Source organism: Streptomyces sp. Pv4-95, from assembly GCF_045782725.1.
Taxonomy (GTDB): Bacteria; Actinomycetota; Actinomycetes; order Streptomycetales; family Streptomycetaceae; genus Streptomyces.
Genome location: NZ_CP127172.1, coordinates 2,348,831 through 2,375,146 on the forward strand (window position 1 = coordinate 2,348,831; position 26,316 = coordinate 2,375,146).

Sequence of the window (26,316 nt, forward strand, 5' to 3'; positions counted from 1 at the left end):
CGCGCGGCGTTTCACCCATTCGTGTCGCGCGTGCGCCTCATGAGAGGGCGTCAGTTACCCCGCGCCGTTTCCCGATCCCGGCTCGAGCGCGTCCAGCGCTCTGCGCAGGCCCGTGAGCTTCCGCTCCAGATGCGCGGCGGTGGCCACCGCCGCGGCGTCCGCGGACTCGTCCAACTGCTTGGACAGCGCCTCCGCCTGCTCCTCGACCGCGGCAAGTCGCGCCGACAGCTCGGCGAGCAGCCCGGCGGACTCCTTAGCCTCGTCGGGGCTCGGCCGCCCGCCCTCCAGCTGCAGCCTCAGCAGAGAGGCCTGCTCCCGCAGTTGGCAGTTCTTCATGTACAGCTCGACGAAGACCGAGACCTTCGCCCGCAGCACCCACGGGTCGAACGGCTTGGAGATGTAGTCGACCGCACCGGCCGCGTAGCCGCGGAAGGTGTGGTGCGGCCCGTGGTTGATGGCCGTGAGGAAGATGATCGGGATGTCGCGGGTCCGCTCCCGCCGCTTGATGTGCGCGGCGGTCTCGAATCCATCCATTCCCGGCATCTGCACATCGAGCAGAATCACCGCGAAGTCGTCCGTGAGCAGTGCTTTGAGCGCTTCCTCCCCGGACGATGCCCGCACCAGTGTCTGATCGAGCGCAGAGAGGATCGCCTCCAGCGCCAGCAGATTCTCCGGCCGGTCATCGACCAGGAGGATTTTGGCCTTCTGCACCATGGCCCGCCCTCCTCGCCCCGGCATGGAACCGGACGCCGCCCCAGGGGACGACTCCGTCACGCCGCCCGTCCTTGTGCCGGTCATGGTAGCTGCACCCCGCTTGTCGCCACACCCTGTCACCGCGATGTCACTGTGCACGTAGCAGAAACGCAGCGGGAGACCAGAAGGTTCCCCGAATCCCACGCTTCCACACGTCCACGGCGACCCTGAGTCAGCACGCGGTGATCCTCTTTCGGCTCCATAGTGGACGCCCCGTCACTCCGCGCGCATCCATTGCTCCATGACCGACAACAGATGATCGGTATCCACCGGCTTGGTCACATAGTCGGAGGCTCCGGAGTCGATGCTCTTCTCCCGGTCGCCCTTCATCGCCTTCGCGGTCAGCGCGATGATGGGCAGCCCGGCGAACTGCGGCATCCGACGGATCGCGGCCGTGGTCGCGTAACCGTCCATCTCCGGCATCATGATGTCCATCAGCACCAGGACCACATCGTCGTGCTGTTCGAGCACCTCGATGCCTTCCCGGCCGTTCTCCGCGTACAGCACCGAGAGCCCGTGCTGCTCCAGGACGCTGGTGAGCGCGAAGACGTTGCGGATGTCGTCGTCGACGATCAACACCTTCTCACCATGGAACCCGCCCTCGGGCCCCGGGGCCACCAGATCCTGGCCGTTGCCGAGCCATTGCTCGTCCGCGGGCTGCTGGGTGGTCGGCTGCGCGGGCTGGGACGGCTGTGAGGGCGCCTGCGCCGGATGCTTCGGCGGCAGGGACGACGGCGGCAGCGCGAACCGCCGGGCGCCGCCCGAAACGCTGCGCCTGCGCCGCCGGTTGAGGGTGCCGGGGTCGTTCGGCTCCTCACCCTGCAGCTCCTCGGCCTCGGCCTGCCGCACGACCTCCGTCTCGCGTGCCTCCGCGTCCATCGCCAGCCCGCCGGCCACCAGCTGCGGGTAGCCCTGCGGAGGCAGCCCACCGGGGTTGTGCGGCAGGTACAGCGTGAAGGTGGAGCCGCGGCCGGGCTCACTGGCCGCATGGATCTCACCGCCCAGCAGCCGGGCGATCTCCCGGCTGATGGACAGGCCGAGACCCGTACCGCCGTACTTGCGGCTGGTCGTGCCGTCCGCCTGCTTGAAGGCCTCGAAGATGACCCGCATCTTGCTCGACGCGATACCGATACCGGTGTCGGTCACCGAGAAGGCGATCATGTCGGCGTCCGGGTCGCGCAGCGAACCGTGCTCCAGCAGCTGCTCCCGGATCGCCACCGGCACGTCCGTGCGGGCCGGCCGGATGACCAGCTCCACGGCGCCGCTGTCGGTGAACTTCACCGCGTTGGACAGCAGGTTGCGCAGCACCTGGAGCAGGCGCTGCTCGTCGGTGTGCAGGGTGGCCGGCAGCTCCGGGGAGACCCGCACGGAGAAGTCGAGTCCCTTCTCCGCGGTCAGCGGCCGGAACGTCGCCTCGACGTAGTCGACGAGCTGGACCAGCGCGATCCGCGTCGGGCTGACGTCCATCTTGCCCGCCTCGACCTTCGACAGGTCGAGGATGTCGTTGATCAGCTGGAGCAGGTCGCTGCCCGCCCCGTGGATCGTCTCGGCGAACTCCACCTGCTTCGGGGAGAGATTGCCCTCGGCGTTGTCGGCCAGCAGCTTGGCGAGGATCAGCAGCGAGTTCAGCGGCGTGCGCAGCTCGTGCGACATGTTCGCCAGGAACTCCGACTTGTAGCGCATGGAGACCGCGAGCTGCTCGGCGCGCTCCTCCAGGACCTGCCGCGCCTCCTCGATCTCGGTGTTCTTCACCTCGATGTCGCGGTTCTGCGCCCGCAGCTGCTCGGCCTTCTCCTCCAGCTCGGAGTTGGACAGCTCCAGCGCCTTCTGCCGGCTCTCCAGCTCACCGGAGCGCTCCTTGAGCTGCTCGGTCAGTTCCTGCGACTGCTTGAGCAGGACCTCGGTCTTGGTGTTGACCGAGATGGTGTTGACGCTGGTGGCGATCATCTCGGCGATCTGGCTGAGGAAGTCCTTCTGGATCTGGGTGAACGGCTGGAACGAGGCCAGCTCGATCACGCCCAGCACCTTGTCCTCGAAGAGCACCGGCAGCACGATCACGTTGGCCGGCGGAGCCTCCCCGAGCCCGGAGGCGATCTTGAGGTAGCCCGAGGGGACGTTCTCCACCAGGATGGTGCGCCCCTCCTCGGCGGCCGTGCCGATCAGCGTCTCGCCCGGCCGGAAGGTCGTCGGCATCCCGCCCATGGCGTAGCCGTAGGAGCCCATCAGCCGCAGCTCGTACGCGCCCGCCTCGCCGCCGTCCGCGCCGATCTCCTGGCTGTCGGGCTGCGCGGCGAGGAAGAACGCGCCGTGCTGTGCCGAGACCGCGGGCGAGAGCTCGCTCATGATGAGCGTGGCGACGTCCTTGAGGTCGCGCCGGCCCTGCATCAGGCCGGAGATCCGGGCGAGGTTGCCCTTGAGCCAGTCCTGTTCCTCGTTGGCGAGGGTGGTCTCCCGGAGCGTGGAGATCATGGTGTTGACGTTGTCCTGGAGTTCCAGGATCTCGCCGGCCGCGTCCACATCGATGCGGACGTTGTGGTCGCCGAGGGTGACCGCCGCGGCGACCGCGGCGATGGCACGCACCTGACGGGTCAGGTTGCCGGCCATCTCGTTCACCGATTCGGTCAGGTCCTTCCAGGTGCCGGCCACGCCCCGCACCTGCGCCTGACCGCCCAGCTGGCCTTCCGTACCCACCTCGCGGGCCACCCTGGTGACCTGCTCGGCGAAGGACGACAGCTGATCGACCATGGTGTTGATGGTGGTCTTCAGCGCGAGGATCTCACCCCGCGCGTCGATGTCGATCTTCTTGGTCAGATCACCCTTGGCGATGGCGGTGGTGACCATGGCGATGTTGCGGACCTGGCCGGTGAGGTTGTTGGCCATGGAGTTCACCGACTCGGTGAGGTCCTTCCACGTACCGGCGACGCCGGGGACGCGGGCCTGACCGCCCAGGATGCCGTCGGTGCCCACCTCGCGGGCCACTCGCGTGACCTCGTCGGCGAACGACGACAGCGTCGTGACCATGGTGTTGACCGTGTCGGCGAGCTGCGCGACCTCGCCGCGCGCCTCGACCGTCACCTTCTTCGTCAGATCGCCGTTGGCGACCGCCGCCGAGACCTGCGAGATGTTGCGGACCTGGATGGTCAGGTTGTTGGCCATCAGGTTCACGTTGTCGCTGAGATCCAGCCAGATACCGGTGGCACCCGGCACCCGCGCCTGACCGCCCAGCTGCCCCTCGGTGCCCACCTCACGGGCCACCCGCGTCACCTGCTCGGCGAACGAGGACAGCTGGTCGACCATGGTGTTCACGGTCGTGACCAGTTCGAGGATCTCGCCCTTGGCGTCGACGGTGATCTTCTTGGACAGATCACCGCGGGCCACCGCTGTCGTCACCTCGGCGATGTTGCGCACCTGGGACGTCAGGTTGTTCGCCATGAAGTTGACGGACTGGGTGAGGTCCTTCCACGTCCCGCTGACGCCCTGCACCTCGGCCTGGCCGCCCAGGATGCCCTCGGTGCCCACCTCGCGGGCGACCCGGGTGACCTGCTCCGCGAAGGACGAGAGCTGGTCGACCATCGTGTTGAGGGTGTTCTTCAGCTCCAGGATCTCGCCCCGGGCGTCCACGTCGATCTTCTGCGACAGGTCACCGCGCGCGACCGCCGTGGCGACCTGCGCGATGTTGCGGACCTGAGCGGTCAGGTTCCCGGCCATGCCGTTCACCGAGTCGGTCAGGTCCCGCCAGACGCCCGCGACGCCCGGCACCTGCGCCTGGCCGCCCAGCCTGCCGTCCGTACCGACCTCCCGGGCGACCCGGGTGACCTGCTCGGCGAACGCGGAGAGCTGGTCGACCATCGTGTTGATGGTGTTCTTCAGCTCCAGGATCTCGCCGCGCGCGTCGACGTCGATCTTCTGCGACAGGTCGCCCCGCGCGACCGCCGTGGTCACCTGCGCGATCTGCCGCACCTGCGAGGTGAGGTTCCCCGCCATGAAGTTGACGGAGTCGGTGAGTTCCTTCCAGGTACCGCTGACGCCGTCCACGCGGGCCTGGCCGCCCAGGCGGCCCTCCGTGCCCACGTCCCTGGCCATCCGGGTGACCTGATCGGCGAACGACGACAGCTGGTCCACCATGGTGTTCACGGTGTTCTTCAGCTGGAGCATCTCGCCGGAGACATCGACGGTGACCTTCTGGGACAGGTCGCCGTTGGCGACCGCCGTCGTCACCTGCGCGATGTTGCGCACCTGCCCGGTCAGGTTCCGGAAGGCGGTGTTCACGGAGTCCGTGAGGTCCTTCCACGTCCCCGCCGCGCCCGGCACCGCGGCCTGGCCGCCGAGCTCACCCTCGACACCGATCTCCCGCGCCACGCGCGTCACTTCGGCACCGAACGACGACAGCTGACCCACCATCGTATTGACGGTGTTCTTCAGCTCCAGCATCTCGCCGGCCACGTCGACGGTGATCGTCTGGGACAGGTCACCGTTGGCGACCGCCGTCGTCACCTGCGCGATGTCCCGCACCTGCGCCGTGAGGTTGCGGAACGCGGTGTTCACCGAGTCGGTGAGGTCCTTCCACGTTCCCGCCGCGCCCGGCACCTGCGCCTGACCGCCGAGCTGGCCCTCGGCGCCGACCTCGCTCGCCACCCGCGTCACTTCGTCCGCGAAGGTGCGCAACGTCTCGGTCATGGTGTTGATCGTGTCGGCGAGCTGCGCGACCTCGCCGCGCGCGCTGACCGTGACCTTCTGCGACAGGTCGCCGTTCGCGACCGCTGTCGTGACCTGGGCGATGCCGCGGACCTGTGCGGTGAGGTTTCCGGCCATGAGATTGACCGAATCCGTGAGGTCCTTCCACACTCCGGCGACACCGGGGACCTGCGCCTGACCGCCGAGCTCCCCTTCGGTGCCGACCTCGCGGGCGACCCTGGTGACCTCGGAGGCGAACGAGGAGAGCTGGTCCACCATCGTGTTGACGGTGTTCTTCAGCTCCAGCATCTCGCCGGCGACGTGAACCGTCACCTTCCGGGACAGATCACCCTTCGCGACCGCGGTGGTGACGAGAGCAATGTCACGCACCTGCGCGGTGAGCCGGGAGGCCATCGTGTTGACGGATTCCGTGAGGTCCTTCCACGAACCCGACATTCCGCGCACCCGCGCCTGACCGCCGAGCTTGCCCTCCGTACCGACCTCGCTGGCCACCCTCGTGACCTCGTCGGTGAACGCCGAGAGCTGGTCGACCAGGCCGTTGACCGTACGGCCGACCTTGAGGAACTCGCCCCGCAACGGATGCTCCGAGGAGCTGTCCGAACTGCGCGAGCGCAGGTCCATCCGCTGTTCCAGGTCACCCTCGGACACCGCCGACAGCACCCGTCCCACTTCGGAGACGGGCCGTACGAGGTCGTCCACCAAGGCGTTCGAGGCGTCGATGGCCGCGGCCCAGGAGCCCTCGCAGGCACCGACCTCCAGCCGTTCCGTGAGTTTTCCCTCACGACCGACCACCCTGCGCACCCGGGCGAGCTCACCCGTCAGGTGCAGATTGCGGTCCGCCACCTCGTTGAATACCGCCGCGATCTCCGACATGACGCCGTCGCCGGAAACCGTCAACCGCTTGCGGAAGTTCCCGTCCCGCATGGCGACAAGAGCGACCAACAGCCGATTCAGGGCAGCCGTATCCACCTCGGTCGTCCCATTGTTCCGGGATCGTCCGCCTTTTGCGCGTGTGCTTGCGCCCCGCGCCGCTGCGCCAGACTCCACCGTGTCCCTCCCGCAGGGTCGACCGTTCTACCCAGGCTTTCTCGTGATGCTCGCCCAGTGTTTCACCATGGCCCAACGAGGCCATAACAGTTCGGCAGCATCGCACACCCGTCCCGGGGCACGATTAGGGCGGAAACACACGTGACCGGCATCCGCAGGCGCGGCGAAGGTAAGTAACCTGGCATACGGCTGTCCACCCCGCCCCGGCCATCCAGTACGGGCGGTGGTGCGAGCACAACAGGTATTCGGAGGGGCGCCGCAGCATGGGGGAGCAGATCACCGACACACGCACGAGGAGACCAGTGATCACCGCGCGGGCCGCCGCCACTTTCGAGCCGGTCGGGCGCTCTGTCGCCACTGCCCGTGCGTTCGTCCGTGACACCCTCCAGGGCTGGGGCTACGGCGACATCGTCGACGACGCCGTCGTGTTGACGAGCGAGCTCGTGACCAACGCCGTGGTGCACGCAGGCACCGCCGCGGACGTGCTGTGCCTGCGGACGGACGGCGGCGTGCGCATCTCCGTCGCCGACCGGTACCCCGAACGTGAGATTCCGCTCCAGAACGCCGGCCAAACCATCGTCCACCCGGACCGCGAGGGTGGCCGCGGCCTGCTGCTGTGCGGCGCCCTCGCCTCCCGGTGGGGTGTGGAGTACACCGCGGCCCAGAAGCACGTCTGGTTCCAGCTCGACCTCCCCGACCGCCCCGCCGGCACCCGCTCCGCCGGCCCCGCCCTCCCCGTGGACGCCCTCCCGGTCACCGACACCCGCGTCCGGGTCGCGGTCATCCAGATCGACCGCAGCGGCTGCATCGGTTTCTGGAACGACGACGCCAAGGACCTCTTCGCGTACGACCCCGAGCAGGTCATCGGCAAGCCCCTCACCGACTTCGCCGCCTGGCCGCACACCCCCGGCACGGGCACCGGCATCGCCGAGGCCCTCCAGCTCTCCCGCTGGGAGGGCTCCTACGGCATAAGGGGCGCCGACGGCCGGGTCGTCCCCGTCTACGCCTCCCACCTCCGCGTCCGCGACGCCGACGGCGAGGCGTCCACGGTCTGCCTCCTGGTCCGCGACCACGAACGGGCGATCCTGCAGAGCCCGCAGCGCAACCCCGCCCCGGACGCCGCCTCCCAGGGCGCGCAGTCGGAGGGCCGCCCGTCCGACCCGTTCGAGGTCTTCATCGGCTCCCCCGCCCCCGACGACCTCGACGGCCTCCTCCAGCGCACCGTCGAACGCGCCCGCGACATGCTCGACGGCGATGCCGCCTACCTCCTGCTGGCCACCGACGACGAGACCGAGCTGGAGGTCCGCGCCTCCACCGGCCTGCCCTCCGCCCGCCAGCGCTTCGCCCGCGTCCCGGTCGAGGCCGGCTCCGGCCGCTACGGCTCCGCCCGGATGCCCGCCGTCCACGAGGACCTCACCGCCGTCCCCGGAGCGGTCCCGCTGCTCAGCGGCACGGGCATGCGTTCGGTCGTCACCGTCCCGCTGAAGGTCGAGGGCCGGCTGACCGGCTCCCTCGGCGTCGCCGCGGAGGCCGCCGGCCGCTACACCAACGAAGAGGCGCTGCGCCTCCAGTTCGCCGCCGACCGCATCGCCCTCGCCGTCGAACGCGCCCGCCTGACCGAACTGGAACGGCTCCGCCGCGGCTCGCTGTCCTTCCTCGTCGAGGCTTCCGACCTCCTGGCCGGCACCCTCGACCGCGACCAGACCCTGGCCCTGATGGCCCAGATGACGGTCCCCACCCTCGCCACCTGGTGCGCCGTCTACACCGTCGCCGACCAGAGTTCGGAACCCGAGCTCTCCTACGTCCTGCACGAGGACGAGGACCGCATCGACGGCCTCAAGACCCTCCTGATGAAGGTCGATCCGCCCGAGCCGGTCCCCACCCCCGGCGCCCGGGTCTGGACCGCCCCCACCGACGCCGCACACGACGCCGCCCTGCGCACGTCTCTGCGCAGCCTCGGCCTGGGCAACTCCGCCCGCCCCTCGACCGGCCCCGGCGCCACGCTCGCCACCGCGTCCGCGGTCGGCGGCGAGACCGTCGTGCTGCCCCTCGTCGCGCGCAACCGCGTCATCGGCATGCTGACCCTCGGCAAGCCCACCGAGGAGCACTTCCGCCAGGAGATCCTCGAACTCGCCGAGGACCTCTCCCGCCGGGCCGCCCTCGCCCTGGACAACGCCCGCCTCTACTCCGAGCGCACGGCCATCAGCCAGTCCCTCCAGCGCAGCCTGCTGCCCCCGGAACTCCCCGAAGTACCCGGCGTCGAGGTCGAGGTCATCTACCGCGCCGCCGGCGAGGGCAACGAGGTCGGCGGCGACTTCTACGACCTCTTCCCCATCCGCGACGGCGCGTACGGCTTCGCCATCGGCGACGTCTGCGGCACGGGCCCCGAAGCCGCCGCCGTCACAGGCCTGGCCCGGCACGCCCTGCGCCTGCTCGCCCGCGAGGGCTTCAGCGGCCCCGCCGTCCTGGAGCGACTGAACGCCGCGATCCTCGACGAAGGCGCCCGCAGCCGCTTCCTGACGCTCCTTTACGGCGAACTGTGGCCGCAGGAGGACGGCAGCGCCCTCCTCAAGGTCGTCTGCGCCGGCCATCCCCTGCCGCTGCGCCTGCGCCAGGACGGCTCCGTCGAACCGGCCGCGGAACCCCAGCCGCTCCTCGGCGTCATGGAGGACCTCGAACTCTACGAGCAGAACGTCACCCTCGACCCGGGCGACGTCCTCCTGTGCGTCACCGACGGCGTCACCGAACGCCGCGAGGGCACCCGCATGCTCGGCGACGACGGCCTCACCGACGTCCTGACCACCTGCACCGGCCTGACCGCCGGCGCCGTCGCCGCCCGCGTCCTGCGCGCCGTGGAACGCTTCGCCGCGGAACCGGCCTCCGACGACATGGCGATCCTCGCCATGCGCGTGCCCGAGGTCCCGACCGACTGACACCCGTGAGGGCCGGTTCTCCCGATCCGGCCCTCACACCCGAGCGAAAGCCACCCACGGCTGAAGCGCCGTCAACTTCCGGACACAACAAAGGCCCCCGCCGAATGGCGGGGGCCTTTGTTCTCTGAGCCCCAATACGGAATCGAACCGTAGACCTTCTCCTTACCATGGAGACGCTCTGCCGACTGAGCTATTGGGGCGCGTCGACGGGATAGATCATACCTGAAGTCCGCGCCGCCTCCGAACCACCCATCGGATCAAAAGGCCGGCTGCAGCAATCCACCCAGCGCATTGCAGGCACCGACGACCTTGTGCAACTCCCGCCGCGACAGTCCCGCATGCGCCGGCAGCGCCAGCGTCTCGTCAACGGCCCGCTCGGTGTGCGGCAGGAACACATCCCTCCGCAGCCCCGGCATCCGGTACACGGGCGCCTGCACGGGAACCCGGCACATCACACCCTTGGCCCGCAGGGCACGCACGAACGCGTCCCGGTCGGGCCGCCCGTTCCCCGGCACCCGCACGACATAGTGCTCGTACGTGTGCCCCACGGCCGCCTCCGGCGTCCGGACTCCACTGAGCCTGCCGTCCAGGTACGACGCATGCTCCCGACGCCGCTCCACACCGCCCGGGTCCGCCCCGGGCTCTTCCTCGACCATCACCAGCAACCCGTGGCGCTGGCCGATCTCACGTATCCAGGCCTCGTTCGCCCGCCGACCGAAACGGTGTACAGCAACGACCGCGGCGGTCCTGCTGGTGACGACGTCGGACACAGCGGCCGGGTCCACGCAGTAGCTGTCGGCGTCCACGTCGGCGAACACCGGCAAGGCACGCAACTGGACGACCGCCTCGGCCACTTCGGCGTTGCCGTAGGCGGGCACCACGACCTCATCGCCGGCGCGCACCCCGGCGGACTTGAGCGTTTCGAATGTCCCCATGTCTGCGGATCCTGGTCAGGCCAGGTGAACGTCACGTTACGAGCACCACCAGAAGACCAGAACAAAAAAGCTCCGGTCCCTGAACCAAGAGGTTCAGGGACCGGAGCTGAATGATTGTTCGGCGGCGTCCTACTCTCCCACAGGGTCCCCCCTGCAGTACCATCGGCGCTGAAAGGCTTAGCTTCCGGGTTCGAAATGTAACCGGGCGTTTCCCTAACGCAATGACCACCGAAACACTATGAAGTTAACCAACCCGGCAAAAACACAGGTCGTTACTTCAGAACCTACACAGTGGACGCGAGCAACTGAGGACAAGCCCTCGGCCTATTAGTACCAGTCAACTCCAACCGTTACCGGTCTTCCATATCTGGCCTATCAACCCAGTCGTCTACTGGGAGCCTTAACCCCTCAAAGGGGGTGGGAGTACTCATCTCGAAGCAGGCTTCCCGCTTAGATGCTTTCAGCGGTTATCCTTTCCGAACGTAGCCAACCAGCCATGCCCTTGGCAGGACAACTGGCACACCAGAGGTTCGTCCGTCCCGGTCCTCTCGTACTAGGGACAGCCCTTCTCAATACTCCTACGCGCACAGCGGATAGGGACCGAACTGTCTCACGACGTTCTAAACCCAGCTCGCGTACCGCTTTAATGGGCGAACAGCCCAACCCTTGGGACCGACTCCAGCCCCAGGATGCGACGAGCCGACATCGAGGTGCCAAACCATCCCGTCGATATGGACTCTTGGGGAAGATCAGCCTGTTATCCCCGGGGTACCTTTTATCCGTTGAGCGACGGCGCTTCCACAAGCCACCGCCGGATCACTAGTCCCTACTTTCGTACCTGCTCGACCCGTCAGTCTCACAGTCAAGCTCCCTTGTGCACTTACACTCAACACCTGATTGCCAACCAGGCTGAGGGAACCTTTGGGCGCCTCCGTTACTCTTTAGGAGGCAACCGCCCCAGTTAAACTACCCACCAGACACTGTCCCTGATCCGGATCACGGACCCAGGTTAGACATCCAGCACGACCAGAGTGGTATTTCAACAATGACTCCACAACCACTGGCGTGGCTGCTTCAAAGTCTCCCACCTATCCTACACAAGCCGAACCGAACACCAATATCAAGCTATAGTAAAGGTCCCGGGGTCTTTCCGTCCTGCTGCGCGAAACGAGCATCTTTACTCGTAGTGCAATTTCACCGGGCCTATGGTTGAGACAGTCGAGAAGTCGTTACGCCATTCGTGCAGGTCGGAACTTACCCGACAAGGAATTTCGCTACCTTAGGATGGTTATAGTTACCACCGCCGTTTACTGGCGCTTAAGTTCTCAGCTTCGCCACACCGAAATGTGACTAACCGGTCCCCTTAACGTTCCAGCACCGGGCAGGCGTCAGTCCGTATACATCGCCTTACGGCTTCGCACGGACCTGTGTTTTTAGTAAACAGTCGCTTCTCGCTGGTCTCTGCGGCCACCCCCAGCTCACCGAGTAAATCGGATCACCAGAAATGGCCCCCCTTCTCCCGAAGTTACGGGGGCATTTTGCCGAGTTCCTTAACCATAGTTCACCCGAACGCCTCGGTATTCTCTACCTGACCACCTGAGTCGGTTTAGGGTACGGGCCGCCATGAAACTCGCTAGAGGCTTTTCTCGACAGCATAGGATCATCCACTTCGCCACAATCGGCTCGGCATCAGGTCTCAGCCTTAACGTGTGACGGATTTACCTACCACACGGCCTACACCCTTACCCCGGGACAACCACCGCCCGGGCTGGACTACCTTCCTGCGTCACCCCATCACTCACCTACTACAAGTCTGGTTCGTCGGCTCCACCACGTCCCTTTGTCCGAAGACTCCAGGCCGGCTTCACGGACTTAGCATCGCCTGATTCAATGTTTGGCGCTTCAAAGCGGGTACCGGAATATCAACCGGTTGTCCATCGACTACGCCTGTCGGCCTCGCCTTAGGTCCCGACTTACCCTGGGCAGATCAGCTTGACCCAGGAACCCTTAGTCAATCGGCGCACACGTTTCCCACGTGTGTATCGCTACTCATGCCTGCATTCTCACTCGTGAACCGTCCACAACTCGTTTCCACGGCTGCTTCACCCGGCACACGACGCTCCCCTACCCATCACAGTCCCCGTTGGGGGTATGTACTGCAATGACACGACTTCGGCGGTGTGCTTGAGCCCCGCTACATTGTCGGCGCGGAATCACTTGACCAGTGAGCTATTACGCACTCTTTCAAGGATGGCTGCTTCTAAGCCAACCTCCTGGTTGTCTCTGCGACTCCACATCCTTTCCCACTTAGCACACGCTTAGGGGCCTTAGTCGATGCTCTGGGCTGTTTCCCTCTCGACCATGGAGCTTATCCCCCACAGTCTCACTGCCGCGCTCTCACTTACCGGCATTCGGAGTTTGGCTAAGGTCAGTAACCCGGTAGGGCCCATCGCCTATCCAGTGCTCTACCTCCGGCAAGAAACACACGACGCTGCACCTAAATGCATTTCGGGGAGAACCAGCTATCACGGAGTTTGATTGGCCTTTCACCCCTAACCACAGGTCATCCCCCAGGTTTTCAACCCTGGTGGGTTCGGTCCTCCACGAAGTCTTACCTCCGCTTCAACCTGCCCATGGCTAGATCACTCCGCTTCGGGTCTTGGGCACGCTACTCAACGCCCTATTCGGACTCGCTTTCGCTACGGCTTCCCCACACGGGTTAACCTCGCAACATACCGCAAACTCGCAGGCTCATTCTTCAAAAGGCACGCAGTCACGACTGCATGTGCAAGCACATACAGCGACGCTCCCACGGCTTGTAGGCACACGGTTTCAGGTACTATTTCACTCCGCTCCCGCGGTACTTTTCACCATTCCCTCACGGTACTATCCGCTATCGGTCACCAGGGAATATTTAGGCTTAACGGGTGGTCCCGCCAGATTCACACGGGATTTCTCGGGCCCCGTGCTACTTGGGTGGTTCTCAAGCAAGCCGTTGATGTTTCAGCTACGGGGGTCTTACCCTCTACGCCGGGCCTTTCGCATGCCCTTCGCCTACACCAACGGTTTCTGACTTGCCTCATCGCCGGCAGACGATGAAAGAGAACTCCCACAACCCCAACCACGCAACCCCTGCCGGGTATCACACGTGACTGGTTTGGCCTCATCCGGTTTCGCTCGCCACTACTCCCGGAATCACGGTTGTTTTCTCTTCCTGCGGGTACTGAGATGTTTCACTTCCCCGCGTTCCCTCCACACTGCCTATGTGTTCAGCAGCGGGTGACAGCCCATGACGACTGCCGGGTTTCCCCATTCGGACACCCCCGGATCAAAGCTTGGTTGACAGCTCCCCGGGGCCTATCGTGGCCTCCCACGTCCTTCATCGGTTCCTGGTGCCAAGGCATCCACCGTGCGCCCTTAAAAACTTGGCCACAGATGCTCGCGTCCACTGTGCAGTTCTCAAGCAACGACCAGCCACCCATCACCCCGCCACACAAGGCGAGTTCACTGGGGCCGGCATCACGAAGGTCCAGACTCGAAAGTCCGTACCCTCAGATACCCAACAGCGTGCCCGGCCCACCCGATCCATCCTCACGTTCCACGCCGAAGCAGTACTAATGACAACCAACCGAATGTGCCGAATAGTCAACGTTCCACCCATGAGCAACCACCGTCGAACATTTGCCGACGAAGTGGCCTCTGACCAACCGAAGTCGGTAAGAAATGCTCCTTAGAAAGGAGGTGATCCAGCCGCACCTTCCGGTACGGCTACCTTGTTACGACTTCGTCCCAATCGCCAGTCCCACCTTCGACGATTCCCTCCCACAAGGGGTTGGGCCACCGGCTTCGGGTGTTACCGACTTTCGTGACGTGACGGGCGGTGTGTACAAGGCCCGGGAACGTATTCACCGCAGCAATGCTGATCTGCGATTACTAGCAACTCCGACTTCATGGGGTCGAGTTGCAGACCCCAATCCGAACTGAGACCGGCTTTTTGAGATTCGCTCCACCTCGCGGTATCGCAGCTCATTGTACCGGCCATTGTAGCACGTGTGCAGCCCAAGACATAAGGGGCATGATGACTTGACGTCGTCCCCACCTTCCTCCGAGTTGACCCCGGCAGTCTCCTGTGAGTCCCCATCACCCCGAAGGGCATGCTGGCAACACAGAACAAGGGTTGCGCTCGTTGCGGGACTTAACCCAACATCTCACGACACGAGCTGACGACAGCCATGCACCACCTGTACACCGACCACAAGGGGGCGCCTGTCTCCAGGCGTTTCCGGTGTATGTCAAGCCTTGGTAAGGTTCTTCGCGTTGCGTCGAATTAAGCCACATGCTCCGCTGCTTGTGCGGGCCCCCGTCAATTCCTTTGAGTTTTAGCCTTGCGGCCGTACTCCCCAGGCGGGGAACTTAATGCGTTAGCTGCGGCACGGACGACGTGGAATGTCGCCCACACCTAGTTCCCAACGTTTACGGCGTGGACTACCAGGGTATCTAATCCTGTTCGCTCCCCACGCTTTCGCTCCTCAGCGTCAGTATCGGCCCAGAGATCCGCCTTCGCCACCGGTGTTCCTCCTGATATCTGCGCATTTCACCGCTACACCAGGAATTCCGATCTCCCCTACCGAACTCTAGCCTGCCCGTATCGAATGCAGACCCGGGGTTAAGCCCCGGGCTTTCACATCCGACGTGACAAGCCGCCTACGAGCTCTTTACGCCCAATAATTCCGGACAACGCTTGCGCCCTACGTATTACCGCGGCTGCTGGCACGTAGTTAGCCGGCGCTTCTTCTGCAGGTACCGTCACTTTCGCTTCTTCCCTGCTGAAAGAGGTTTACAACCCGAAGGCCGTCATCCCTCACGCGGCGTCGCTGCATCAGGCTTTCGCCCATTGTGCAATATTCCCCACTGCTGCCTCCCGTAGGAGTCTGGGCCGTGTCTCAGTCCCAGTGTGGCCGGTCGCCCTCTCAGGCCGGCTACCCGTCGTCGCCTTGGTAGGCCATCACCCCACCAACAAGCTGATAGGCCGCGGGCTCATCCTTCACCGCCGGAGCTTTCCACCACCAGACCATGCGGTCGGTAGTCGTATCCGGTATTAGACCCCGTTTCCAGGGCTTGTCCCAGAGTGAAGGGCAGATTGCCCACGTGTTACTCACCCGTTCGCCACTAATCCCCTCCCGAAGGAGGTTCATCGTTCGACTTGCATGTGTTAAGCACGCCGCCAGCGTTCGTCCTGAGCCAGGATCAAACTCTCCGTGAATGTTTGCCGGTAATCCGGCGAAACACACACGAGAGCGGAACGAGCGGACGGAATAAGTCTGCTCGTTCACAGCGTCCTCGCTGTGTGTGCCACCCACGCCACATGGACGGGATGGACTTTCAAAGGAACCTCATCCACCGAGGTGGACGGGGTATCAACATATCTGGCGTTGACTTTTGGCACGCTGTTGAGTTCTCAAGGAACGGACGCTTCCTTTGTGCCTGTTTCACCAGGCTCTCCGGGCGCTTCCCTTCGGTCTTGCGTTTCCGACTCTATCAGATCCTCGCGGTCCTGATTTTCGCCGGTGCGATTCGGCCTTTCGGCTTCTTCGCGTTTCCGACTCTATCAGATCCTTTTCCGTTCCCCCGCTTATCGCGGTGGGTTCGAAATGCGGTTCCGATTACCTGTCGGAGGGGGTTTGCCTTTCGGCGGTTCCGACTTTATCAGATTGCTCTGGGCCGGATTTCCGCCCCCTTCGGAGCGAGCCCCGTACGCGCAGGCGTGCGGTGCTTCCCGTTCAGGCGGAGCCGTAAACGTACTGGAGCGGGGCGCCTGGATGCAAATCCGGGCGCCCCGCTCCGCTTACGTACGTTCGTACGACCCTGTGCGTCAGACCTCGACGACCACGGGAAGGATCATCGGGCGGCGACGGTAGTTGTCCGACACCCACTTGCCGACCGCACGACGGACCAGCTGCTGGAGCTGGTGGGGCTCCATGACGCCGTCCTGGGCCGACTTGGCCAGAGCCTCGTCGATCTTGGGGATCACGCCGGAGAACGCCGCGTCGTCGATGCCCGAACCACGGGCGTGGAGATGCGGCCCGCCGACGATCTTGCCGCTGCTGCTGTCCACCACGACGAAGACGGAAATGATGCCTTCGTCGCCGAGGATGCGGCGGTCCTTCAGATGGGTCTCGGTGACATCGCCGACCGAGAGGCCGTCGACGTAGACGTAGCCCGCCTGGACCTTGCCGACGATCTTCGCGACGCCCTTGACCAGGTCGACGACGACGCCGTCCTCGGCGATCACGATCCGGTCCTTGGGCACGCCGGTCAGGGCGCCCAGCTCGGCGTTGGCGCGCAGATGCCGCCATTCGCCGTGCACCGGCATCAGGTTCTTCGGCTTGCAGATGTTGTAGAAGTACAGCAGCTCGCCGGCCGAGGCGTGGCCCGAGACATGGACCTTGGCGTTGCCCTTGTGGACGACGTCCGCGCCCCAGCGCGTCAGGCCGTTGATCACGCGGTAGACCGCGTTCTCGTTGCCCGGGATGAGGGACGAGGCCAGGATGACCGTGTCGCCCGGGACGATGCGGATCTGGTGATCGCGATTGGCCATCCGGGAGAGGGCGGCCATCGGCTCACCCTGGGAGCCCGTGCAGACCAGCACGACCTCGTCATCGGGCAGGTCGTCGAGGGTCTTGACGTCGACGACCAGGCCGGCCGGGACCTTCAGGTAGCCCAGCTCGCGGGCGATGCCCATGTTGCGGACCATCGAACGGCCCACGAAGGCGACCCGGCGGCCGTACTCGTTCGCCGCGTCGAGGATCTGCTGGATGCGGTGCACATGGCTGGCGAAGCTCGCCACGATGATGCGCTTCTGGGCGTTCGCGAACACCGTCCGCAGGACGTTGGAGATGTCCCGCTCGGGCGGTACGAAGCCGGGGACCTCGGCGTTCGTGGAGTCGGAGAGGAGGAGGTCGATGCCCTCCTCTCCGAGCTTGGCGAAGGCCGGGAGGTCCGTCAGGCGCCGGTCCAGCGGGAGCTGGTCCATCTTGAAGTCGCCGGTGTGCACGACCATGCCGGCCGGGGTGCGGATGGCGACCGCGAGCGCGTCGGGGATGGAGTGGTTGACCGCCACGAACTGGCAGTCGAAGGGGCCGATCTTCTCGGTGTGCCCCTCCTTGACCTCCAGGGTGTAGGGGCGGATGCGGTGCTCCTGGAGCTTGGCCTCGATGAGCGCGAGGGTCAGCTTGGAGCCGATGAGCGGGATGTCCGGCTTCTCGCGCAGGAGGAAGGGGACAGCGCCGATGTGGTCCTCGTGGCCGTGCGTGAGCACGATGCCGTCGATGTCGTCGAGGCGGTCCCTGATGGACGTGAAGTCCGGCAGGATCAGGTCGATTCCGGGCTGCTCCTCCTCGGGGAAGAGCACTCCGCAGTCGACGATCAGCAACCGACCGCCGTATTCGAAGACCGTCATGTTGCGGCCGATTTCACCCAGGCCGCCTAGGGGGGTGACCCGCAGGCCGCCCTTGGGAAGCTTCGGCGGTGCGCCGAGCTCGGGATGCGGATGACTCAAAAGACTCTCCTCACCACACGCGCCACGCTGCCGTCGAGGCACGTGGCGCGCATGACATTCGTGCACTTGCTATGTGGCGGTTGTTGGTCCGTGTTCAGTTGTGAAGTCTGTGATCAGAGCTGTACCCCGCCGGCGGCAAGATCGCGCGTCAGCTGTTCGGTCTCCTCGGGGGCGAGCTCCACCAGCGGCAGGCGCAGCGGGCCGGCGGGCAGGCCCTGGAGGCCGAGCGCGGCCTTGGTGGTGATGACGCCCTGGGTACGGAACATGCCGGTGAAGACGGGCAGCAGCTTCTGGTGGATCTCGGTGGCCTTGGTGACGTCACCGTTGAGATGGGCGTCGAGCAGGGCACGCAGCTCGGGGGTGACGACGTGGCCCACGACCGAGACGAATCCGATGGCTCCGACCGAGAGCAGCGGGAGGTTCAGCATGTCGTCACCGCTGTACCAGGCGAGGTCCGAGCGGGCGATGGCCCAGCTGGCGCGGCCGAGGTCGCCCTTGGCGTCCTTGTTGGCGACGATCCGCGGGTGCTCGGCGAGCCGGACCAGGGTCTCGGTGTTGATCGGGACACCGCTGCGGCCGGGGATGTCGTAGAGCATGACGGGCAGCTCGGTGGCGTCCGCGATGGCCGTGAAGTGCCGCAGGAGGCCCTCCTGCGGCGGCTTGCTGTAGTACGGCGTGACCGCGAGCAGGCCGTGGGCGCCGGCGTCCCGGGCGGCGCGGGCGAGCTCCAGGCTGTGGCGGGTGTCGTTGGTGCCGGCTCCGGCTACGACGAAGGCGCGGTCTCCGACCGCGTCGACCACGGCACGGACGAGCTGGGCTTTCTCCGCATCGCTGGTGGTCGGGGACTCTCCGGTGGTGCCGTTGACGACGAGGCCGTCGTTGCCGGCATCCACCAGGTGGGCGGCGAGCCGCTGCGCGCCGTCGAGGTCGAGGGCGCCATCCGCCGTGAACGGCGTGACCATGGCGGTCAGCACCCGCCCGAAGGGGGTCTGCGGTGTGGAAGTCGGAGCCATGGGTCCCACGCTACTCGTAGCTCACCACGGGATGCGCCTCTGGGGAGCAGGGATGTGGACTCCGGCACTGCCTGCTCGGGGGTTCAAGCAGTGCCGGGTCCGTTTGTTCAGCGTAAATGAACTTCTCAAAATGCCGCAATCCGGACACTTTGCCCGCCTCTGCGCGGGGCCGCGGCGTCCGGCTGCCACCTGGGCTTTACGGCGCCACGCGACCGTTCGCGTTGAATGCGCCGTACGTGAGCGGCATCAGCTTTGCCCAGTGGGCCTCCATCTGCTCGCCGACCATTTCGATCTCCCGCTGCGGGAAGGACGGCACGGCCGCGAGTTCGTGCTGGGTGCGCAGGCCGAGGAAGTGCATCAGCGACCGGGCATTGCAGGTGGCGTACATGGACGAGAACAGGCCGACGGGGAGCACCGCACGGGCGACCTCGCGGGCCACGCCGGCGGCCAGCATCTCCTGGTACGCCTCGTACGCCCTGCGGTAGGTGTCCTCCATGACGCGGCCGGTCAGCTCGTGCTGCGCCTGGGTGCCCTCGACGAATTCGTACTTCCCGGGGCGGCCCTGCTGCACCAGCTTGCGGGACTCACCGGGGACGTAGAAAACCGGCTCCAGCTGGCGGTAGCGGCCGGATTCCTCGTTGTACGACCAGCCGACGCGGTGCCGCATGAACTCGCGGAAGACAAAGATCGGCGCACTGATGAAGAAGGTCATCGAGTTGTGCTCGAAGGGGCTGCCGTGCCGGTCCCGCATGAGGTAGTTGATCAGGCCCTTGGAGCGCTCGGGGTCCTTCTGCAGCTCCTCCAGGGACTGCTCGCCGGCCGTGGAGACGCGGGCCGCCCACAGGACGTCGCTGTCGGCCGCGCTGTGCTTGACCAGCTCGACCGTCACCTCGCTCCGGAAGCTGGCGGCTGCGCCGTCAGGGCTCTCAGTGCTCTCGGCGGGGGTGTGGGACACCGGCGGTTCCTTCCAATCGATCCTGTGCGGCGCCCAGCCTACGGCCCGCCACTGACAGCCGGGGAAATGCGAAGTGATGCCGCGTTAGGCATATTTCGGACCCCGGTGGCATCAGTGCGTAGCGCGCTTGATATTTTTCACAGAAGTTACTGAAAACGGGCACCAAGCGGACGCCTCAGTCGTCTAACTCTGTGACAGTGCCCACCTCGAGGTTCCTAGGAGAGCCCGCTCATGTTCCGCCGGCGAGAGCCCGTCCCGTTCGCCTTTGTCGCCGAGGCAGACCGGTTCCGCAGCAATGTCACTCCCCCGCCCCGCGATCGCCCCTCCCGTGCACAGCTCCTGGGGCAGTCCCTGATGGCCCTGACAGTCGTGGGCGGCCTGGCCGGCGCCCTGCTGTTCGGCGTACCCGCGCTGCAGCAGGACAGCTCCGGTACGGGCCGGGTTCATCACTCCGAGGCCGCACACCGCTGAGTGGAGGGGTGGGGCGCACCGCTGAGTGGTTCCGCCTCGCCGGGCCCGATAACCTCACCGGTCACAGCTTGTGTCACCGTGCCCCTGAGTGAGGATCAGCCGTGCCCCTGCCCTTCCTGACGGCCGACCGCGACCTCGACTTCGACAACCATGCGGCGGAGACCGCTCCGCTGCCCCATGACGAGCCCGACCACTGGCGCCGTCCCTACCGCCCCGGACCGTGGCGTGTGGGGGCGGCGGCTGTGCTGTTGCTGCTCGCGTCGTTCGTACTGCTCTCCGCCATGATCATCGCGCTGGCCGGCTCGCTGCCCGGCGCCGTGGCCTGTGTCGCGACAGGGGCGCTTGTGATCGCCCTCGCGGTGCGCCTGCTGCGCGTGGGGCTGTGGGTGAGCGCGAGCGGATTGCGCCAGGTCGGGCTCCTGCATACGACGACCGAACCGTGGAGCGCCGTCGCCCAGGTCCGTACGGTCCAGCAGCCGGTGCGCTGGCTGGGCCTGCCGCGGACGGTGCAGGGGCAGGCCCTGGTCGTGTATCGGACCGAGGGCGAGCCGCTGCGGATTCTCGTGACCGACCACAACGGCGACTTCCTGTCGCGCCCTGAGGCGTTCGAACGCGCCGCGGACGTGCTGGAGGCCTGGGCGGCGGAATACCGCTCCTAGCCCTCTGCCGCGGGGCACGGACGGCGTGACCGCCGGCTCCGTACCCACCGCCGTGCGGGCCCGTAGGGACTCAGGTCCGTACGGGCCCGTTGTCGTGCAGGGCGATGGCGCGCTGCATGGCCTTGCGGGCCCGCGGGGTGTCCCGGGCGTCGTGGTAGGCGACCGCGAGGCGGAACCATGTCCGCCAGTCGCCGGGCGCCTCCTCCGTCTCGGTCTGCCGCTTGGCGAAGACCTCGTCGGCCGAGTCGCGGTCGATGCGGCCGCCCGGCGTCCGCCGCAGCTCGTCGACCGGCAGACCGCCCTCGGCCTCCAGCTCGCGCGAGAGGGCTCCGGCCTTGCGGGCGAACTGGGTGGTGTGCCACAGGAACCATAGGCCGATGAACGGCAGGATCAGGACGGCCACCCCGAACGTGACGGTCAGCAGGGTGCCCTGCTCGATGAGCAGGACGCCGCGGCTGCCGACGAGCACGAAGTAGGCGACCAGGACCGCCGCCAGGACGAAGTAGGTGAGCTTTGCACGCACGGTCGGATCTGCCCGTCAGTCCAGGTCGAGGAAGTTCTCCAGGCCCACGGTCAGGCCCGGAGTGCTCACCACCCGGCGCACACCGAGCAGGATGCCCGGCATGAAGCTGCTGTGGTGAAGGGAGTCATGGCGGATGGTGAGGGTCTCCCCCACGCCGCCGAACAGCACCTCTTGGTGCGCGAGCAGACCGCGCAGCCGTACGGAGTGCACCGGGATGCCGTCGACGTCCGCGCCGCGGGCGCCGTCCAGGGCGGTGCTGGTGGCGTCCGGCTGCGGGGCGCTGCCGGCCTCCTCGCGGGCCTTGGCGATCAGCTCGGCGGTGCGGGACGCGGTGCCGGACGGGGCGTCCGCCTTGTTCGGGTGGTGCAGCTCGATGACCTCGGCGGATTCGAAGAACCGGGCCGCCTTCTGCGCGAACTGCATGGTCAGCACCGCGCCGATGGAGAAGTTCGGGGCGATGAGCACTCCCGCGCCGGGAGAGGCGGCGAGCGAGGTGCGCAGCTGCGACAGGCGCTCGTCGGTCCAGCCGGTCGTGCCGACCACGCCGTGGATGCCGTGGCGCAGGCAGAAGTCGAGGTTGCCCATCACGGCGCCGGGGTTGGTCAGCTCGACCACGACCTGGGCGTCGGCCTCGACCAGCGTCTCCAGCTTGTCGCCCCGGCCGAGGGCCGCGACCAGCTCCATGTCCTCGGCGGCCTCGACGGCTCGTACGGCCTCGGAGCCGATGCGCCCCTTGGCACCCAGCACGGCCACGCGCAGCTTGCTCATCGTTTCCAGCTCTCTCTTCGTGGTACGGGCGGCTGGGCCCGGCCGGCGGCGGTGCGCCGGTTCGGGCCCAGAGCCTGTGGCGAAAGTATCGCCCGGCACGCGGCGCCTGGCACGCCCTAGGCGATGGCTTCGTCCAGCCGGGCCGCCTGCCGGTCCTTCAGGGGGCCGATGACCGACAGCGACGGGCGTGAGCCCAGGACGTCACGGGCCACCTCGCGCACTTCGTCGGGGGTGACCGCCGCGATCCGGGCGAGCATCTCGTCGACCGACATCTGCTCTCCCCAGCACAGCTCGCTCTTGCCGATGCGGTGCATGAGCGCTCCGGTGTCCTCCAGACCGAGCACCGTGGAGCCGCGCAGCTGACCGATCGCGCGGCGGATCTCGTCGTCGGTGAGGCCGTCGGCCGCCACCTTGTCGAGTTCGTCGCGGCAGATCTTAAGCACGTCGTGCACCTGGTTGGGGCGGCAGCCTGCGTAGACGCCGAACAGTCCGCAGTCGGCGAACCCGGAGGTGTAGGAGTACACGCTGTACGCCAGGCCGCGCTTCTCGCGGACCTCCTGGAAGAGGCGGGAGCTCATCCCGCCGCCGAGTGCGGTGTTCAGCACGCCCATGGCCCAGCGACGGTCGTCGGTGCGGGCCATGCCGGGCATGCCGAGGATCACGTGCGCCTGCTCGGTCTTGCGGTTGAGCAGGTCGACGCGGCCGCCGGCGCGAAGGGCCCGGCTGCCGCTGCGCGGCGCCATCGGGGCGGCGTCCGCGCGATCCAGGGCCCCGGCGCGCTCGAAGGCGCGGCGGACCATGCGGACGACCTTGGCGTGGTCGACGTTGCCCGCGGCGGTGACGACGAGGTGCGTGGGGTCGTAGTGCTTCTTGTAGAAGCGGCGGATGCGCTCGGGGGTGAGGGCGTTGACGGTGTCGACGGTGCCCAGCACCGGGCGGCCCAGCGGGGTATCGCCGAGCATGGTGTGCGCGAACAGGTCGTGCACGCAGTCGCCCGGGTCGTCCTCGGTCATCGCGATCTCTTCGAGGATGACACCGCGCTCGGCGTCGACGTCCTCGGCCTCGATCAGCGAGCCGGTGAGCATGTCGCACACCACGTCTATGGCGAGCGGCAGGTCGGCGTCCAGCACGCGCGCGTAGTAGCAGGTGTACTCCTTCGCGGTGAAGGCGTTCATCTCGCCGCCGACGGCGTCGATCGCGGCGGAGATGTCCAGCGCGCTGCGCCGCTCGGTGCCCTTGAAGAGCAGGTGCTCCAGGTAGTGGGTGGCGCCGTTGAGGGACGGGGTCTCGTCGCGGGAGCCGACGTTCGCCCAGATCCCGAAGGTGACGGAGCGGACGGAAGGCAGCGTCTCGGTGACGATGCGCAGGCCGCCGGGGAGGGTGGTCCTGCGGACCGTGCCGGCGCCTGCGGTGCCCTTGAGAAGCGTTTGGGTACGGGCGACGGCCCGCCCCTCCGAGGAGGTGCGGGCCGTCGTCCGTTGCGTCCGGGACGTCACTTGGCGGCGTCGTCCTTCTTGTCGTCGCCTTCGGCGTCCTCGCCCTCGATCACGGGGATCAGGGAGAGCTTGCCGCGCTGGTCGATCTCGGCGATCTCGACCTGGACCTTGGCGCCCACGCCGAGCACGTCCTCGACGTTCTCCACGCGCTTGCCACCGGCGAGCTTGCGGATCTGCGAGATGTGCAGCAGGCCGTCCTTGCCCGGGAGCAGGGACACGAACGCACCGAAGGTGGTCGTCTTGACGACCGTGCCCAGGTAGCGCTCGCCGACCTCCGGCATGGTCGGGTTGGCGATGCCGTTGATCGTGGCGCGGGCGGCCTCGGCGGCCGGGCCGTCGGCGGCACCGATGTAGATGGTGCCGTCGTCCTCGATCGTGATGTCGGCGCCGGTGTCCTCCTGGATCTGGTTGATCATCTTGCCCTTGGGGCCGATGACCTCACCGATCTTGTCCACCGGGATCTTGACGGTGATGATGCGGGGCGCGTTCGGGGACATCTCGTCCGGAACGTCGATCGCCTCGTTCATCACGTCGAGGATGTGCAGACGCGCGTCACGGGCCTGCTTCAGCGCGGCGGCCAGGACCGAGGCGGGGATGCCGTCGAGCTTGGTGTCGAGCTGCAGCGCGGTGACGAACTGCTTGGTGCCGGCGACCTTGAAGTCCATGTCGCCGAAGGCGTCCTCCGCACCGAGGATGTCGGTGAGGGCGACGTAGTGGGTCTGGCCGTCGATCTCCTGGGAGATCAGGCCCATGGCGATGCCGGCGACCGGGGCCTTGAGGGGCACACCGGCGTTCAGCAGCGACATGGTGGAGGCGCAGACCGAGCCCATGGACGTCGAGCCGTTGGAGCCCAGCGCCTCGGAGACCTGGCGGATCGCGTAGGGGAACTCCTCGCGCGTCGGCAGCACCGGCACGATGGCGCGCTCGGCGAGCGCACCGTGGCCGATCTCGCGGCGCTTGGGCGAACCCACGCGGCCGGTCTCACCGACGGAGTACGGCGGGAAGTTGTAGTTGTGCATGTAGCGCTTGCGGGTCACCGGGGAGAGGGTGTCCAGCTGCTGCTCCATGCGGAGCATGTTGAGGGTGGTGACGCCCAGGATCTGGGTCTCGCCACGCTCGAACAGCGCCGAGCCGTGCACCCGCGGGATCGCCTCGACCTCGGCGGCGAGCGTACGGATGTCCGTCACGCCGCGGCCGTCGATGCGGACCTTGTCCTTGATGACGCGCTCGCGGACCAGCTTCTTGGTCAGCGCGCGGTAGGCACCGGAGATCTCCTTCTCGCGGCCCTCGAACTGCGGGAGCAGCTTCTCGGCGGCGATCTCCTTGATGCGGTCCAGCTCGGACTCGCGCTCCTGCTTGCCGGCGATGGTCAGCGCCTTGGCGAGCTCGGTCTTGACCGCGGAGGTCAGCGCCTCCAGGACGTCGTCCTGGTAGTCGAGGAAGACCGGGAACTCACCGGTGGGCTTGGCGGCCTTGGCGGCGAGGTCCGACTGGGCCTTGCACAGCACCTTGATGAAGGGCTTGGCGGCCTCGAGACCGGCGGCGACGACCTCTTCGGTCGGGGCCTCGGCGCCGTCCTTGACCAGCTGGACGGTCTTCTCGGTGGCCTCGGCCTCGACCATCATGATCGCGACGTCGCCGTCGGGCAGCACACGGCCGGCCACGACCATGTCGAAGACCGCGTCCTCGAGCTCTGTGTGCGTCGGGAAGGCGACCCACTGGCCGTTGATCAGTGCGACACGGGTGCCGCCGATCGGGCCGGAGAAGGGCAGGCCGGCCAGCTGCGTGGAGCAGGAGGCGGCGTTGATCGCGACCACGTCGTAGAGGTGGTCGGGGTTGAGCGCCATGATCGTCTCGACGATCTGGATCTCGTTGCGCAGGCCCTTCTTGAAGGAGGGGCGCAGCGGCCGGTCGATCAGGCGGCAGGTGAGGATCGCGTCCTCGGACGGGCGGCCCTCACGGCGGAAGAAGGAACCGGGGATCTTCCCGGCTGCGTACATCCGCTCCTCGACGTCGACGGTCAGCGGGAAGAAGTCCAGCTGGTCCTTCGGCTTCTTGGAAGCGGTGGTGGCCGACAGCACCATGGTGTCGTCGTCCAGGTACGCCACGGCGGAGCCGGCGGCCTGCTTGGCCAGGCGGCCCGTCTCGAAGCGGATGGTGCGGGTGCCGAAGGATCCGTTGTCGATAACGGCTTCGGCGTAGTGGGTCTCGTTCTCCACCAAGAAAATCTCCTCGTCAGCGTCCGCTGCCCGTGTGGCAGGGGACCGTCTTCGGTGGAGCGCCGGTACGGGCCGGTCTTCGATCGAAGCACCCGGAGTGAGTGGCATGGAGTGTGTCCATGGATCATCCGGGGGCCACTACCGAGGACCGGCGGCCAGAAGGCGCTCCTACCGCGTTCGCTTTTGCGATATGCCACCAGACTACAAAGGTTCCGTCCACCACGGGGCGGCGGAAGTGTCCGGTGCGTACGGCAAAGGGAGCGGCTCCCGGTGGGAACCGCTCCCTCTACG

13 protein-coding genes, 1 tRNA gene and 3 rRNA genes are annotated in these 26,316 nt (G+C 66.6%); 3 read left to right on the forward strand and 14 right to left on the reverse strand.

Annotation, left to right across the window (positions count from 1 at the left end; genetic code table 11):
• Positions 1-54 precede the first annotated feature (54 nt).
• Both QOM21_RS10370 and QOM21_RS10375 read right to left on the reverse strand, forming a co-directional pair.
• On the reverse strand, positions 55-714 hold the full coding sequence (locus tag QOM21_RS10370) for a two-component system response regulator (RefSeq protein ID WP_393893295.1): 660 nt from the start codon (positions 712-714) through the stop codon (positions 55-57).
• Positions 715-969: 255 nt separating this feature from the next.
• On the reverse strand, positions 970-6,495 hold the full coding sequence (locus tag QOM21_RS10375; RefSeq protein WP_407549551.1) for a HAMP domain-containing protein: 5,526 nt from the start codon (positions 6,493-6,495) through the stop codon (positions 970-972).
• Between the two features lie 263 nt (positions 6,496-6,758).
• Between QOM21_RS10375 and QOM21_RS10380 the strand changes: the two genes are divergently transcribed.
• Positions 6,759-9,428, forward strand: coding sequence for a SpoIIE family protein phosphatase (locus QOM21_RS10380; RefSeq protein ID WP_407549553.1), 2,670 nt, complete (start codon positions 6,759-6,761; stop codon positions 9,426-9,428).
• A 127-nt stretch (positions 9,429-9,555) separates the two neighbouring features.
• Here QOM21_RS10380 and QOM21_RS10385 read toward each other — a convergent pair.
• The 8 genes from QOM21_RS10385 to thyX form a co-directional block, all read right to left on the reverse strand.
• A tRNA-Thr gene (locus QOM21_RS10385) sits at positions 9,556-9,628 on the reverse strand.
• Positions 9,629-9,685: 57 nt separating this feature from the next.
• Positions 9,686-10,363: a DegT/DnrJ/EryC1/StrS family aminotransferase gene (locus tag QOM21_RS10390; RefSeq protein WP_407549555.1), complete on the reverse strand. Its 678-nt coding sequence runs from the start codon at positions 10,361-10,363 to the stop codon at positions 9,686-9,688.
• A 116-nt stretch (positions 10,364-10,479) separates the two neighbouring features.
• Positions 10,480-10,596, reverse strand: a 5S ribosomal RNA gene (gene rrf / locus QOM21_RS10395).
• Positions 10,597-10,670: 74 nt separating this feature from the next.
• A 23S ribosomal RNA gene (locus QOM21_RS10400) occupies positions 10,671-13,794 on the reverse strand.
• Between the two features lie 303 nt (positions 13,795-14,097).
• A 16S ribosomal RNA gene (locus tag QOM21_RS10405) occupies positions 14,098-15,626 on the reverse strand.
• Together the 16S, 23S and 5S rRNA genes form the textbook arrangement of a ribosomal RNA operon.
• Before the next feature lie 609 nt (positions 15,627-16,235).
• Positions 16,236-17,921, reverse strand: coding sequence for a ribonuclease J (locus QOM21_RS10410; RefSeq protein WP_407549557.1), 1,686 nt, complete (start codon positions 17,919-17,921; stop codon positions 16,236-16,238).
• Between the two features lie 113 nt (positions 17,922-18,034).
• Positions 18,035-18,934: a 4-hydroxy-tetrahydrodipicolinate synthase gene (gene dapA, locus QOM21_RS10415; RefSeq protein WP_407549559.1), complete on the reverse strand. Its 900-nt coding sequence runs from the start codon at positions 18,932-18,934 to the stop codon at positions 18,035-18,037.
• 196 nt (positions 18,935-19,130) lie between these two features.
• Entirely contained in the window at positions 19,131-19,889 is a 759-nt protein-coding gene (gene thyX, locus QOM21_RS10420) for an FAD-dependent thymidylate synthase (RefSeq protein WP_407549561.1), read from the reverse strand.
• 231 nt (positions 19,890-20,120) lie between these two features.
• Between thyX and QOM21_RS10425 the strand changes: the two genes are divergently transcribed.
• On the forward strand, positions 20,121-20,360 hold the full coding sequence (locus QOM21_RS10425; RefSeq protein ID WP_407549563.1) for a hypothetical protein: 240 nt from the start codon (positions 20,121-20,123) through the stop codon (positions 20,358-20,360).
• 101 nt (positions 20,361-20,461) lie between these two features.
• Positions 20,462-21,019 carry a hypothetical protein gene (locus QOM21_RS10430; protein ID WP_407549565.1) on the forward strand — a complete coding sequence of 186 codons (558 nt, stop codon included), beginning with the start codon at positions 20,462-20,464 and terminating at the stop codon, positions 21,017-21,019.
• 70 nt (positions 21,020-21,089) lie between these two features.
• Here QOM21_RS10430 and QOM21_RS10435 read toward each other — a convergent pair whose 3' ends face one another.
• The 4 genes from QOM21_RS10435 to QOM21_RS10450 all read right to left on the reverse strand — a co-directional run bounded on the left by QOM21_RS10435 (position 21,090) and on the right by QOM21_RS10450 (position 26,025).
• Positions 21,090-21,542 (reverse strand): hypothetical protein, encoded by a 453-nt coding sequence (locus QOM21_RS10435; protein ID WP_407549567.1) that lies wholly within the window; start codon positions 21,540-21,542, stop codon positions 21,090-21,092.
• 15 nt (positions 21,543-21,557) lie between these two features.
• Positions 21,558-22,310 (reverse strand): 4-hydroxy-tetrahydrodipicolinate reductase, encoded by a 753-nt coding sequence (gene dapB / locus QOM21_RS10440; RefSeq protein ID WP_407549569.1) that lies wholly within the window; start codon positions 22,308-22,310, stop codon positions 21,558-21,560.
• 116 nt (positions 22,311-22,426) lie between these two features.
• Positions 22,427-23,806 carry a M16 family metallopeptidase gene (locus tag QOM21_RS10445; RefSeq protein WP_407549571.1) on the reverse strand — a complete coding sequence of 460 codons (1,380 nt, stop codon included), beginning with the start codon at positions 23,804-23,806 and terminating at the stop codon, positions 22,427-22,429.
• Positions 23,803-26,025 carry a polyribonucleotide nucleotidyltransferase gene (locus QOM21_RS10450; protein WP_407549573.1) on the reverse strand — a complete coding sequence of 741 codons (2,223 nt, stop codon included), beginning with the start codon at positions 26,023-26,025 and terminating at the stop codon, positions 23,803-23,805. Before QOM21_RS10450 ends, QOM21_RS10445 begins: the two co-directional genes overlap by 4 nt.
• Between the last annotated feature and the right edge of the window lie 291 nt (positions 26,026-26,316).

What these genes read in the sequence shown, in the direction of transcription:
- QOM21_RS10380 (WP_407549553.1), top strand. Translation starts at nt 6,759, where the DNA reads ATGGGGGAGCAGATCACCGACACACGCACGAGGAGACCAGTGATCACC.
- QOM21_RS10390 (WP_407549555.1), bottom strand. Translation starts at nt 10,363, where the DNA reads ATGGGGACATTCGAAACGCTCAAGTCCGCCGGGGTGCGCGCCGGCGAT.
- QOM21_RS10425 (WP_407549563.1), top strand. Translation starts at nt 20,121, where the DNA reads ATGTTCCGCCGGCGAGAGCCCGTCCCGTTCGCCTTTGTCGCCGAGGCA.
- QOM21_RS10370 (WP_393893295.1), bottom strand. Translation starts at nt 714, where the DNA reads ATGGTGCAGAAGGCCAAAATCCTCCTGGTCGATGACCGGCCGGAGAAT.
- dapA (WP_407549559.1), bottom strand. Translation starts at nt 18,934, where the DNA reads ATGGCTCCGACTTCCACACCGCAGACCCCCTTCGGGCGGGTGCTGACC.
- dapB (WP_407549569.1), bottom strand. Translation starts at nt 22,310, where the DNA reads ATGAGCAAGCTGCGCGTGGCCGTGCTGGGTGCCAAGGGGCGCATCGGC.